Source organism: Streptococcus sp. 27098_8_69, assembly GCF_041432445.1.
Lineage (GTDB): Bacteria > Bacillota > Bacilli > Lactobacillales > Streptococcaceae > Streptococcus.
Map to the genome: position 1 here is coordinate 37,493 of NZ_JAPVZO010000005.1, position 14,218 is coordinate 51,710.

The 14,218-nt window shown below is 41.3% G+C and carries 8 protein-coding genes and 1 tRNA gene; 8 read left to right on the top strand and 1 reads right to left on the bottom strand.

Going from position 1 to position 14,218, the window contains the following annotated elements:
- The first annotated feature begins 17 nt into the window (after positions 1–17).
- From O3658_RS02990 to O3658_RS03005, 4 genes are all read left to right on the top strand, one after another.
- Positions 18–941, top strand: a complete 924-nt coding sequence (locus O3658_RS02990; protein ID WP_371559235.1) for an aspartate carbamoyltransferase catalytic subunit — start codon at positions 18–20, stop codon at positions 939–941.
- A 49-nt stretch (positions 942–990) separates the two neighbouring features.
- The gene (locus O3658_RS02995) at positions 991–2,073 is read left to right on the top strand and encodes a carbamoyl phosphate synthase small subunit (protein WP_371559236.1); all 1,083 of its coding nucleotides are present in this window, start codon (positions 991–993) and stop codon (positions 2,071–2,073) included.
- Positions 2,074–2,563: 490 nt separating this feature from the next.
- Entirely contained in the window at positions 2,564–5,740 is a 3,177-nt protein-coding gene (gene carB / locus O3658_RS03000; protein WP_371559237.1) for a carbamoyl-phosphate synthase large subunit, read from the top strand.
- A 471-nt stretch (positions 5,741–6,211) separates the two neighbouring features.
- A complete protein-coding gene (locus tag O3658_RS03005) occupies positions 6,212–7,546 on the top strand; it encodes an Nramp family divalent metal transporter (RefSeq protein ID WP_371559239.1) in 1,335 nt (444 codons plus the stop codon).
- 129 nt (positions 7,547–7,675) lie between these two features.
- On the opposite strand, the gene O3658_RS03010 is transcribed toward O3658_RS03005, so the two are convergent.
- Positions 7,676–7,763 (bottom strand) — tRNA-Ser (locus O3658_RS03010).
- A 161-nt stretch (positions 7,764–7,924) separates the two neighbouring features.
- Between O3658_RS03010 and O3658_RS03015 the strand changes: the two genes are divergently transcribed.
- The 4 genes from O3658_RS03015 to O3658_RS03030 all read left to right on the top strand — a co-directional run bounded on the left by O3658_RS03015 (position 7,925) and on the right by O3658_RS03030 (position 13,946).
- On the top strand, positions 7,925–8,665 hold the full coding sequence (locus tag O3658_RS03015; protein ID WP_049532557.1) for a DeoR/GlpR family DNA-binding transcription regulator: 741 nt from the start codon (positions 7,925–7,927) through the stop codon (positions 8,663–8,665).
- Positions 8,662–9,573, top strand: coding sequence for a 1-phosphofructokinase (pfkB, locus tag O3658_RS03020; RefSeq protein ID WP_371559240.1), 912 nt, complete (start codon positions 8,662–8,664; stop codon positions 9,571–9,573). Before O3658_RS03015 ends, pfkB begins: the two co-directional genes overlap by 4 nt.
- Complete coding sequence (locus O3658_RS03025) at positions 9,570–11,525, top strand: fructose-specific PTS transporter subunit EIIC (protein ID WP_371559241.1); 1,956 nt, start codon at positions 9,570–9,572, stop codon at positions 11,523–11,525. The genes pfkB and O3658_RS03025 overlap by 4 nt, the downstream gene beginning before the upstream one ends.
- Before the next feature lie 90 nt (positions 11,526–11,615).
- A complete protein-coding gene (locus O3658_RS03030; RefSeq protein WP_371559243.1) occupies positions 11,616–13,946 on the top strand; it encodes a DNA translocase FtsK in 2,331 nt (776 codons plus the stop codon).
- Positions 13,947–14,218: the final 272 nt, after the last annotated feature.

Consider the following 14,218-nt stretch of genomic DNA (forward strand, 5'->3'; position numbering starts at 1 on the left):
AGCCAAAGGAGTTAGCCATGTCAGAAAATCAACAAGCCATTCAACATGTAGTCTCAATGGAAGACCTTACTGTAGAACAAGTCATGAAATTGATTAAACGCGGGATCGAATTTAAAAATGGAGCAAAGGCTTCTTATGAAGACCAACACATCGTCTCTAATCTCTTCTTTGAGAGTTCGACTCGTACCCACAAATCTTTTGAAGTAGCAGAGATTAAACTGGGCCTTCAGCTACTGGACTTCGATGTGAAAACAAGTTCAGTCAACAAGGGTGAAACACTCTACGATACAATTTTAACCTTGTCAGCCTTGGGAGTAGATGCCTGTGTCATCCGACACCCAGAGGTGGATTACTACAGAGAGTTGATCGATAGTCCGACGATTACGACTTCGATTATCAATGGTGGGGATGGTTCGGGTCAACACCCAAGCCAAAGCTTGCTTGATTTAATGACGATTTATGAAGAATTTGGACACTTCGAAGGACTCAAGGTAGCCATTGCTGGTGACCTTGACCATTCGCGTGTGGCTAAATCCAATATGCAAATCTTAAAACGCTTAGGAGCAGAACTCTACTTTGCTGGACCTGAGGAATGGAGAAGTCAAGAGTTTGCAGACTATGGACAGTTTGTAAGCATTGATGAAATCATTGACCAAGTTGATGTGATGATGTTTCTCCGTGTTCAGCATGAGCGTCATGAAAGTGGAACAGTCTTTTCAAAAGAGGGCTATCATGCTCAGCATGGTTTGACTCAGGAACGTTACGAACGCTTGAAAGATAAAGCTATTCTGATGCATCCTGCTCCTGTAAATCGCGATGTTGAAATTGCTGATCACTTGGTCGAAGCACCAAAATCACGTATTGTTCAACAAATGACCAATGGTGTCTTTGTCAGAATGGCAATTTTAGAATCTGTATTGACTTACAGAAACGCAAAATAAGACACAAAACGTTAAAAGATGCCTGAGAGCATCCACGAGAGGTGAATTTATGACTAAACGACTTCTAGTTTTAGAAGATGGAACAATTTTTGAAGGAAAAGCCTTTGGGGCTGATATTGATGTAACTGGTGAAATCGTCTTTAATACTGGGATGACCGGTTATCAAGAATCCATTACGGATCAGTCTTATAATGGGCAAATTCTAACTTTTACCTATCCCTTGGTTGGAAATTATGGAATTAACCGTGATGACTACGAGTCTATCAGTCCAACCTGTAAAGGTGTAGTGGTATTTGAAGAAGCTCGTAGAGCCAGCAACTGGCGCAACCAGATGACGCTGGATGAATTTTTGAAATCTAAGAAAATCCCTGGTATTTCAGGTATTGATACACGTGCTTTGACAAAAATCATTCGCAAACATGGAACTATGAGAGCGACTCTGACACATGTGGGAGATAGTATCGATCACATCACAGATCAGCTTCAAGCAACTGTTTTACCAATAGATAATATCAAACAGGTTTCTACAAAAACTGCTTACCCAGCTCCAGGAGTAGGTTTAAGCGTGGTACTTGTAGACTTTGGTCTCAAGCATTCAATCTTAAGAGAGTTGTCTAAGAGAGATTGTAATGTAACGGTGGTTCCTTATACTACAACAGCAGAGGAAATTCTCCACCTAAATCCAGACGGAGTTATGTTGTCAAATGGACCGGGAAATCCAGAAGATGTACCAGAAGCACTCGAAATGATTCGTGGTATTCTCGGGAAAATTCCAATCTTTGGTATTTGTATGGGGCACCAGCTCTTTGCAATGGCAAATGGTGCCAAGACCTATAAGATGAAGTTTGGTCACCGTGGATTTAACCACGCTGTACGCGAAATTGCAACAGGGCGCGTGGACTTTACTAGTCAAAACCACGGTTATGCAGTGAGCAGAGAAGATTTTCCAGAGCATCTGATGATTACTCATGAGGAAATCAATGATAAATCCGTAGAAGGAGTAAGACATAGATATCAACCTGCCTTCTCCGTACAATTCCACCCAGACGCTGCACCTGGCCCACATGATGCAAGCTACCTTTTTGACGAGTTTATCGAAATGATGGAAGCTTTTAAAGCAAGCAATCGTTAAAACTAACAACTTCCCGTATGAGATTTTTTATAGTAAAGCATCGTTTCGCTAAAAAATCGTCGGAGAATTTATGTAACTGAACACGGACGGAAAGCCCAGAATTTAGAGAAACCAACTCGGATTGTTAATCCTTCCTTATTTTCCTGAAATTCAATCGCTTTCTATTCGTCCTTTGTATCTTATTTAATGTTGCCCTGTAAGGCGACAAATAGAAAGGCAGGCCGTTTCTTTTAGTCGCTATATGGCGAACTAAAAACTCCCTGCACTAGATTTTTTATCGAAAAATATCGTTCCTCTAAAAAATCGTCGGAGAATTTATTTAATGGCAACCAGAGAGTTGCCGAATAGAAAGGAGAAGGGTGAGCCGTATTTGCTGAACTGAATACGGGTTACGGACGTTGCTAAAAAGGTAGTTATTCCTAGAACTGACAGTTCTTCGTCGTAACTCCTATTTTAGCTTTGTCCGCTTGACGCCCTTAATATCTTATAAATGCCTAAACGTACTGATATTCAAAAAATTATGGTGATTGGTTCTGGTCCGATTATTATTGGTCAGGCTGCTGAGTTTGACTATGCTGGGACTCAGGCTTGCTTGTCTTTGAAAGAGGAAGGTTATGAGGTTGTCTTGGTGAACTCAAACCCTGCAACTATCATGACTGATAAGGAAATTGCAGACAAGGTTTACATTGAGCCAATCACACTTGAGTTTGTAACGCGTATTCTCCGTAAAGAACGTCCAGATGCCTTGCTTCCAACTCTTGGTGGGCAAACAGGGCTTAACATGGCCATGGAATTGTCTAAAAATGGCATTCTTGATGAATTGGGAGTAGAACTTCTGGGTACTAAACTATCTGCCATTGATCAAGCGGAGGACCGTGACCTCTTTAAACAATTGATGGAAGAGCTCAACCAACCAATTCCAGAATCAGAAATTGTTAACACAGTGGAAGAAGCCGTTGCCTTTGCAACGACAATTGGTTACCCAGTGATCGTCCGTCCAGCCTTCACACTTGGAGGTACTGGTGGTGGTATGTGTGCCAACGAGGAAGAATTGCGCGAGATCGCTGAAAATGGGTTGAAGTTGTCACCTGTTACCCAATGTTTGATTGAGCGTTCCATTGCCGGTTTCAAGGAAATCGAGTACGAAGTGATGCGTGACTCAGCTGACAATGCTCTTGTTGTATGTAACATGGAAAACTTTGACCCAGTCGGGATTCATACAGGGGATTCCATCGTATTTGCCCCAGCGCAAACTATGTCCGACTATGAAAACCAAATGCTTCGTGACGCCAGCTTGAGCATTATCCGCGCTCTCAAGATTGAAGGTGGATGTAACGTTCAGTTGGCTCTCGATCCTCACAGCTTCAAGTACTATGTCATCGAAGTAAATCCTCGTGTATCTCGTTCGTCAGCTCTGGCTTCTAAGGCGACAGGTTACCCAATCGCTAAATTGGCTGCTAAGATTGCAGTCGGTTTGACCTTGGATGAGGTCATTAACCCAGTAACAGGTTCAACTTATGCCATGTTTGAACCAGCCCTTGACTACGTTGTTGCCAAGATTCCACGCTTCCCATTTGACAAGTTTGAAAAGGGTGAGCGCCGTCTTGGTACTCAGATGAAGGCGACTGGAGAAGTTATGGCTATCGGTCGTAACATCGAAGAGTCACTTCTTAAAGCTTGTCGTTCACTTGAAATTGGGGTGCATCACAATGAAATGCCTGAACTTGCAGATGTTTCAGATGATGCCTTGATTGAAAAAGTTGTCAAAGCACAGGATGACCGTCTCTTCTATGTATCAGAAGCCATTCGCCGTGGTTACACACCAGAAGAAATTGCTGAGCTGACAAAAATCGATATCTTTTATCTGGATAAACTATTGCATATCTTTGAAATTGAGCAAGAATTAGGCTCACATCCACAAGATCTTGAAGTTTTGAAAACTGCAAAATTGAATGGTTTTTCAGACCGTAAGATTGCTGAACTCTGGAATACTACAGCTGATCAAGTTCGTCAACTTCGTTTAGAAAACAAGATTGTTCCAGTTTACAAGATGGTTGATACTTGTGCGGCAGAATTTGAATCAGAAACTCCTTACTTCTATTCAACCTATGGTTGGGAAAATGAATCGATCAAGTCTGAAAAGGAATCTGTACTGGTCCTAGGTTCAGGTCCAATCCGTATAGGTCAAGGGGTTGAGTTTGACTACGCAACTGTTCACTCGGTTAAGGCTATTCAGGCAGCTGGCTATGAAGCTATCATTATGAACTCAAACCCAGAGACCGTTTCAACAGACTTCTCTGTATCAGACAAGCTTTACTTTGAGCCATTGACATTCGAAGATGTCATGAATGTCATCGATTTGGAGAAACCAAAAGGTGTTATCGTTCAGTTTGGTGGTCAAACAGCTATCAACCTTGCTGAGCCATTAGCAAAAGCAGGTGTGACTATCCTTGGTACGCAGGTTGCTGACCTAGACCGTGCCGAAGACCGTGACCTCTTCGAACAAGCCCTAAAAGATTTGGATATCCCACAACCGCCTGGACAGACTGCTACAAACGAAGAAGAAGCAGTACTTGCAGCCCGCAAGATTGGTTTCCCAGTCCTTGTTCGTCCCTCTTATGTCTTGGGTGGACGTGCTATGGAAATTGTAGAAAACGAAGAAGATCTCCGTTCTTACATGCGCACAGCCGTTAAGGCAAGTCCAGATCATCCAGTTCTTGTAGACTCTTATATCGTCGGTCAAGAGTGTGAAGTAGATGCTATCTCAGATGGACAAAATGTCCTCATCCCAGGTATCATGGAACATATCGAACGTGCCGGTGTCCACTCAGGTGACTCCATGGCTGTTTACCCTCCACAAACCTTGTCTCAAAAAGTGCAAGAAACGATTGCAGACTACACAAAACGCCTAGCAATCGGCCTTAACTGTCTTGGTATGATGAACATTCAGTTTGTCATCAAGGATGAGAAAGTCTACGTTATTGAGGTCAATCCACGTGCCAGCCGTACTGTTCCATTCCTATCAAAAGTAACCAATATCCCGATGGCTCAGGTTGCAACTAAGTTAATTCTTGGTCAAAGTCTTGAAGAACTTGGTTACCAAGATGGACTTTACCCAGAAAGTAGTCGTGTTCATATTAAAGCACCAGTCTTCTCATTTACCAAGCTAGCGAAAGTAGATAGCTTGCTTGGTCCTGAAATGAAGTCAACAGGGGAGGTTATGGGTTCTGATACGACTCTTGAAAAAGCTCTCTACAAGGCCTTTGAAGCTTCTTATCTTCACTTGCCAACCTTTGGAAATGTTGTCTTTACTATCGCTGATGATGCCAAGGAAGAAGCTTTGGATTTGGCTCGTCGTTTCCAAAATATTGGTTATGGTATCCTTGCGACTCAAGGAACAGCAGCTTTCTTTGAAAGTCATGGCTTGAAGGCTCAACTCGTTGGTAAGATTGGTGATGATGAACATGATATCCCAAGCTATGTTCGTAAAGGGAAAATCCAAGCTATCATCAACACAGTTGGTACTAAGCGAACTGCTGATGAAGATGGTGAACAAATCCGCCGTTCAGCTATTGAACACGGAGTTCCTCTCTTTACAGCTTTGGATACAGCGGATGCTATGCTTAAGGTACTTGAAAGCCGTAGCTTCGTTACAGAAGCCATTTAGTTTCTTGTTAAATGATCTAAGTAGCTTTTATCCAGCGTCAAAAGACGCTGGTTTTTCCTCTTTTATAGAGAAATCGAGTTAGAAATAATAGTTACAGTTCACCATTAAATGTCAAAGTTTATCAATAGATTTATCATTATCGTTAATGAGTAGACTTATTCTGACTTTCCCTAAAATTTTGTTGAATTTTCTTAAGTTTTTATCATATTTTTTATAATTAAGGTGCCTTAAGAAAAATAATGAAAAAACTAAATGTTTTTCATATAGTTTTCATTTTTTGTGTTATAATTAAGGTGCCTTAAGAAAAATATTAAGGTGCCTTAAGAAAAAATATTAAGGTGCCTTAAGAAAAATAATGAAAAAACTAAATGTTTTTCATATAGTTTTCATTGTTTTAATAGTTTAAAGTCAATCTTATTTTTCTCTAATAGAAAATAATGAAAAAGTAGGTTTAGAAAGAGGTAAGTATCTATGTCTTCTCATAAAAAAGTGTCACTCTCTGAGATTAATCAATCTATCGATACTCCAAATAACAATCATTTCTGGCAAAATTTAAAGGCCTTTTTAGGTCCGGGTGCTCTTGTCGCAGTTGGTTATATGGATCCAGGAAACTGGATTACCAGTGTAGTCGGTGGTGCTTCCTATAAGTATAGTCTCTTGTTTGTTATCTTGATTTCATCTCTCATTGCCATGCAACTTCAGCAGATGGCAGGAAAGCTTGGGATTGTAACCCAGATGGACCTGGCTCAAGCAACGGCTCATCATTCACCTAAATGGCTTCGTTATAGTCTATGGGTGATTTTAGAATTAGCCTTGATGGCGACAGATCTGGCAGAAGTTCTAGGTTCAGCGATTGCTCTCAATCTTCTCTTTAAGATTCCGATTATGATAGCAATTCTCTTGACCGTGTTGGATGTTTTTCTCTTATTGCTTCTGATGAAATTTGGCTTTAAGAAGATTGAAGCTATTGTGACAACACTGATTTTAACCATTCTAGCAATTTTTACCTATCTGGTAGCTTTGTCACATCCAAGCTTCCAAGGAATCGTTGAGGGTTATCTACCGAATGCAACCTTATTTGAAAGTCCCTTGCCAGGGCATGAAAGTCAATTAACCTTGGCACTAGGGATCGTGGGAGCAACGGTTATGCCCCATAACCTCTATTTGCATTCTTCCTTGTCTCAAACTCGGAAAATCAATCACAAGGACAAGAATGATGTTCGAAAAGCCGTGCGCTTTATGACCTGGGATTCAAATCTCCAATTATCCTTGGCCTTTGTGGTTAACTCCCTTCTATTAATTCTCGGGGCGGCTCTCTTTTTCGGCCATGCATCTGAGATTTCTGCCTTCTCTCAAATGTATAATGCCTTGCAGGATTCTACTATTGCAGGAGCTATAGCTAGCTCGACCTTATCAACCTTGTTTGCCTTGGCTTTATTAGCCAGTGGTCAAAATTCGACAATTACGGGTACCTTGACTGGACAAATCGTTATGGAAGGTTTCTTACATTTGCGATTGCCTCAGTGGTTCATTCGTTTGGCGACTCGTCTCTTTGCCTTGCTCCCTGTCATGATAGTAGCGGTTCTGTTTGGTCATCAGGAAAAAACTTTGGATCAGTTATTGGTTTATTCACAGGTCTTTCTCTCAATCGCTCTTCCATTTTCAATCTTCCCCTTGATTTATCTCACTTCAAAAAAATCACTGATGGGAGAATTTACCAATGCCAAATGGAATACTATCCTTGGTTATATCGTTTCCATTATCTTGACCATCCTCAATGTGAAATTGCTGTTTGATATTTTTTAAGATCTTTTAACATGAAGTAGAAAAAATCACCCGAGAGTTAACTCTTGGGTGATTTTTTGCAATTCAAATCATTGATAGACGAAAATCCATTATAAAAAGCTGCATGAAGATGCAGCCACACTATAGCAACGGAAGACATGGGATTCGAACCCACGCACGCTTTCACACGCCTACCGCGTTTCCAACACGGCCTCTTAAGCCTCTTGAGTAATCTTCCAATACTTACTAAAATAGTTTATCATAAAGGGAATTATCTTGCAAATAAAATTCAAACAATTGGCAAAATGATAGAAAATGAAAGAAAGTGACAAAAAGTGCTTGACTTTGATTTTTTTTGTGGTAGAATGATTATTGTAATCGTTAACAGGAGGTGAGTAAGTGCTAAAAACCGAGAGAAAAAAATTGATTTTAGAGGAGCTGGGCAAACATAAAGTCGTTTCTCTAGAGAAATTAGTAGGTTTGTTAGACACGTCAGAATCAACGGTTAGACGAGATTTAGATGAATTGGAATCGGAAAATAAACTTCGCCGAGTTCATGGAGGAGCAGAGTTGCCTCACTCCTTGCAAGAAGAAGAAACCATTCAAGAAAAATCTGTCAAAAACCTTCAAGAGAAAAAATTGATTGCGCAGAAAGCAGCTTCCCTCATCAAAGAAAAAGATGTTATCTTTGTGGATGCAGGAAGTACAACAGCCTTTCTCATTAAGGAATTGGAGCGAAAAGACATTACTGTTGTAACCAACTCCATTCACCATGCGGTACAATTAGTGGATAAGCAAATTCCAACTGTGATTATCGGTGGTGGAGTCAAGATGACAACTGATGCCAGTATCGGAGGAGTGGCTCTCAACCAGATTAACCAACTACACTTTGATCGTGCCTTTATCGGAATGAACGGAGTAGACGACGGTTATTATACAACTCCAGATATGGAGGAGGGAGCGGTTAAGCGAGCTATTTTAGAAAATGCCAAACAAACCTATATTTTGGCGGATTCATCCAAGATTGGTCAGTCTTGTTTCGCTAAGGTCGCCCCTATAAAACGAGCTATTGTCATTACAAGCAAGGGTCACGAACTCTTGCCAGCTATCAAAGAAAAAACGGAGGTTATCGAAGTATGATTTATACAGTCACGCTAAATCCATCTATTGACTACATTGTCCGTCTGGATAAAGTGGAAGTTGGTAGTGTTAATCGTATGGATAGTGATGATAAGTTTGCTGGTGGTAAGGGAATCAATGTTAGCCGTGTCTTGAAACGCTTGGATATTTCAAATACAGCGACTGGATTTATCGGAGGTTTTACTGGTAAATTTATCACAGATACTTTAGCTGAAGAGCAAATTGAAACACGATTTGTCCAAGTGGCAGAAGATACGCGTATCAACGTTAAGATTAAAGCAGATCAAGAAACCGAAATCAATGGGACAGGTCCTACAGTTGAACCTGAGCAATTGGAAGAGCTAAAAGATATTCTTTCAAGTCTGACAGCAGAAGATACAGTAGTATTTGCGGGTTCGAGTGCTAAAAACTTAGGCAATGTCATCTATAAGGATTTGATTGCCTTGACTCGTCAAACGGGTGCTCAAGTGGTCTGTGACTTTGAAGGTCAGACCTTAATCGATAGTTTGGATTATCAACCACTTTTGGTCAAACCAAATAATCATGAACTTGGAGCTATCTTTGGAGTCAAGCTCGAAAGTTTAGATGAGATTGAAAAATACGCTCGAGAATTGCTGGCTAAAGGTGCTCAAAATGTCATCATCTCTATGGCTGGTGACGGTGCCCTTCTGGTAACATCAGAGGGAGCTTACTTTGCTAAACCGATCAAGGGAACAGTGAAAAACTCAGTTGGGGCTGGTGACTCTATGGTTGCTGGATTTACTGGTGAGTTTGTCAAATCAAAAGACGCAGTAGAAGCCTTCAAATGGGGAGTGGCTTGTGGAACAGCAACAACCTTCTCAGATGACTTGGCGACTGCAGCATTTATTAAAGAAACTTATGAAAAAGTTGAGGTAGAAAAAAGATGAAAATTCAAGATTTATTGAGAAAAGATGTCATGTTGCTTGATTTGCAAGCAACTGAAAAAACAGCAGCTATCGAAGAAATGGTTCATAGCTTGGTTGAACACGGATACGTGACAGATTTTGAAACCTTTAAAGAAGGAATTTTAGCGCGTGAAGCTTTGACTTCTACAGGTTTGGGTGATGGTATCGCAATGCCACACAGCAAAAATGCTGCTGTTAAGGAAGCGACTGTTCTCTTTGCTAAGTCAAACAAGGGTGTTGACTACGAAAGTTTAGATGGACAACCAACTGACCTCTTCTTTATGATTGCGGCTCCAGAAGGTGCCAATGATACTCACTTGGCTGCCTTGGCAGAATTGTCACAATATTTGATGAAAGACGGATTTGCTGACAAACTTCGTCAAGTAACATCAGCTGATCAAGTCATTGAACTCTTTGACCAAGCTTCAGAAAAAGCTCAAAAACCATCACTAGCTCCTGCAAATGAATCTGGTGACTTTATCGTAGCAGTTACAGCTTGTACAACAGGAATTGCCCACACATACATGGCACAAGAAGCTCTTCAAAAAGTGGCTGCTGAAATGGGTGTTGGTATCAAGGTTGAAACCAACGGTGCAAGTGGTGTTGGCAACAAATTAACAGCAGAGGATATCCGCAATGCCAAAGCTGTTATCATCGCTGCAGATAAAGCAGTTGAGATGGATCGTTTCGATGGTAAACCATTGGTCAATCGTCCAGTTGCAGATGGTATTCGTAAGACAGAAGAGTTGATCAACTTGGCTCTTTCTGGTAATGCTGAAGTATATCGTGCTGCTAATGGAGCGCAAGCTTCAACAGCATCTAATGAAAAACAAAGTCTAGGTGGTGCCTTCTACAAACACTTGATGAGTGGTGTATCACAAATGTTGCCATTCGTTATCGGTGGTGGTATCATGATTGCCCTCGCCTTCTTGATTGATGGTGCTTTGGGGGTTCCAAATGAGAGCCTTGGAAATCTTGGTTCTTACCATGAACTCGCTTCTATGTTCATGAAAATCGGTGGATCAGCCTTTGGTTTGATGCTTCCAGTATTTGCAGGATATGTTGCTTACTCAATCGCTGAAAAACCAGGTTTGGTAGCAGGTTTCGTAGCTGGAGCTATTGCCAAAGAAGGTTTTGCCTTTGGTAAAATCCCTTATGCTCAAGGTGGTGAAGCAACTTCAGCTCTTGCAGGTGTATCATCAGGTTTCCTAGGAGCTCTTGTTGGTGGATTTATCGCTGGTGCCTTGGTACTTTTGGTTAAGAAATACGTGAAGGTTCCACGTTCACTTGAAGGTGCTAAATCAATCCTTCTCTTGCCACTTCTTGGAACAGTCTTGACAGGATTTGTTATGCTTGCTGTTAACATCCCAATGGCAGCAATCAACACTGCAATGAACGACTTCCTTTCAGGTCTTGGAGGCGGTTCAGCTGTCCTTCTTGGTATCGTTCTTGGAGGAATGATGGCTGTCGATATGGGTGGACCTGTCAATAAAGCAGCCTATGTCTTTGGTACGGGTACTCTTGCAGCAACAGTGTCAACAGGTGGTTCAGTAGCTATGGCAGCAGTTATGGCTGGAGGAATGGTTCCACCACTTGCGATCTTCGTTGCAACACTTCTTTTCAAAGATAAATTTACTAAAGAAGAACGCAACTCTGGTTTGACGAACATCGTTATGGGCTTGTCATTCATCACTGAAGGAGCGATTCCATTTGGTGCGGCTGACCCAGCTCGTGCTATCCCAAGCTTTATCCTTGGTTCAGCAGTGGCAGGTGGACTTGTTGGTCTTGCAGGTATCAAACTCATGGCACCTCACGGAGGAATCTTCGTTATCGCCCTTACAACAAATGCCCTTCTTTACCTTGTCTTTGTCTTGATTGGAGCACTTGTTAGTGGTGTAGTTTATGGTTACCTTCGTAAACCATTAGAAAAATAATCACAAAGAGATTCAAATGACTGAACACGAAAGTGGGCAGTCATTTTTTTGATTTCTCTAGATGTTTCTGAAATATGGTATAATAGAAGAATGGCAAACAAAAATACAAGTAAAACAAGACGGAGACCGTCAAAAGCTGAATTAGAAAGAAAGCAAGCTATCCAAAGGATGTTAATTTCCTTAGCCATAGCTTTTTGCTTAATGTTCGCTGCTCTTAGATTAGGAGCAGTGGGACTCACGCTTTATAACCTTATTCGATTACTAGTAGGAAGTCTGGCCTATCTGGTCATCTTTGTCGTCCTAGTCTATCTTTTTTTCTTCAAATGGATTCGGAAGCAAGAAGGTCTAATCTCAGGTTTTCTTTGCATTTTTTCAGGCTTATTGTTGATTTTTGAAGCTTATCTTGTACGGAAATATGGCTTAGAGCAGTCTGTCTTTAAGGGGACTTTAGCCCAAGTTTTGACAGATTTGACAGGCTTTCGTGTGACTAGCTTTGCTGGAGGAGGACTTCTAGGTGTTGCCCTTTATATTCCAGTCGCCTTTCTCTTTTCAAATATCGGTACTTACTTTATCGGAGCCCTCTTAATCTTGATCGGTGCTCTTCTAGTTAGTCCCTGGTCTGCCTATGATGTCGCTGATTTTCTTGGAGCACGTTTTGCACTTTGGATGGAGCGACGTGAGCAGAAGAAACAGGAACGTTTTATCAAACGAGAAGAAGAAAAAGCTCGTAAGGAAGCAGAGGAACAGGAAAGACTTGAGAAAGAACAGGCAGAGCAAGCCTTGTTGGACATACCTCCTGTTGATATGGAAACTGGCGAGATTTTAGAAGCTCCCCCTGTTCACTTTGATGATTTACCACCTCTTCCAGAGGAAGAATGGGTAGAACCTGAAATTATTCTCCCTCAAGCAGACTATGAAGTTCCTAGCGAAGTTGACATTCCAGAAGAGGATGAGTTCTTAGAGGATGAGGATGTTGAGGTCGATTTTTCTGCAAAAAAAGCTTTAGAGTACAAACTTCCAAGCTTGCAACTCTTTGCACCCGATAAGCCAAAAGACCAGTCCAAGGAAAAGAAAATCGTTCGCGAAAATATCAAGATTTTGGAAGAAACCTTTGCAAGTTTCGGTATTAAGGTAACGGTTGAACGTGCTGAGATTGGTCCATCCGTTACCAAGTACGAAGTCAAGCCAGCCGTTGGTGTGCGGGTCAATCGCATTTCCAATCTAGCAGATGACTTGGCTCTGGCCTTGGCTGCGAAAGATGTCCGTATCGAAGCTCCAATTCCAGGGAAATCCTTAGTCGGGATTGAAGTGCCTAACTCAGAGATTGCGACAGTCTCCTTCCGAGAGCTCTGGGAACAATCGCAAACTAAACCTGAAAATCTGCTAGAAATTCCCCTTGGGAAAGCTGTCAATGGTACAGCTCGTAGTTTCGACCTTGCTAAAATGCCTCACTTGCTAGTGGCTGGTTCGACAGGTTCTGGTAAATCTGTTGCAGTCAATGGTATCATTGCAAGTATTCTCATGAAGGCGCGTCCAGACCAAGTCAAGTTTATGATGGTGGATCCGAAGATGGTTGAGTTGTCAGTCTATAATGATATTCCTCACCTCTTGATTCCAGTTGTGACGAATCCTCGTAAGGCCAGCAAGGCCCTTCAAAAAGTCGTGGATGAGATGGAAAATCGCTATGAACTCTTTGCCAAAATTGGCGTTCGTAATATTGCTGGTTTCAATGCTAAGGTGGAGGAATTCAACGCTCAATCTGAGTATAAACAAGTACCTCTTCCTTTGATTGTCGTGATTGTCGATGAGTTAGCTGACCTCATGATGGTAGCCAGCAAGGAAGTAGAAGATGCTATTATCCGTCTTGGACAGAAGGCGCGTGCAGCTGGTATTCATATGATTCTTGCGACGCAGCGTCCTTCAGTGGATGTTATCTCTGGTCTGATTAAGGCCAATGTGCCGTCTCGTGTAGCTTTTGCTGTATCTTCTGGAACGGATTCTCGAACTATCTTAGATGAAAATGGTGCTGAGAAATTGCTTGGTCGAGGGGACATGCTCTTTAAGCCAATCGATGAAAACCATCCTGTTCGTCTGCAAGGTTCCTTTATCTCGGATGATGATGTTGAGCGTATTGTTAGCTTTATAAAGGCTCAAGCAGATGCTGACTATGATGAAAGCTTTGATCCTGGAGAGGTTTCTGAGACAGAAGGTGAGTCTGTCTCAGGAGATGAAGGTGGAGATCCGCTATTTGAAGAAGCTAAGGCTCTGGTCATTGAAACTCAAAAAGCGAGCGCATCCATGATTCAACGTAGATTATCAGTTGGTTTTAACCGAGCAACTCGCTTGATGGAAGAATTAGAGATGGCTGGAGTTATCGGACCTGCAGAAGGAACGAAGCCGCGAAAGGTTTTACAACAATAAAAAACGTAAAAATAGTATAAAAATGCATGGAAACTTTATTAAAAAGTTAGTCAAAATTGGTCTAACTTTTCGATGAAGTTTCCTTTTTTATAGCGATTTCTTTAGAAATAAAGCCATCTGAAAATCGTTTCAGAATTGCCCAATAAATGGATTTTACTTTTACTAGCTTTACCTATTAAAGTATTGATTTTTTAAACTGTTTTTGATATATTAAGTTAGTATAGAAAAAATTATATGTTTATCTAGAAGTGTTTAAAAATTGAGGAGGATAT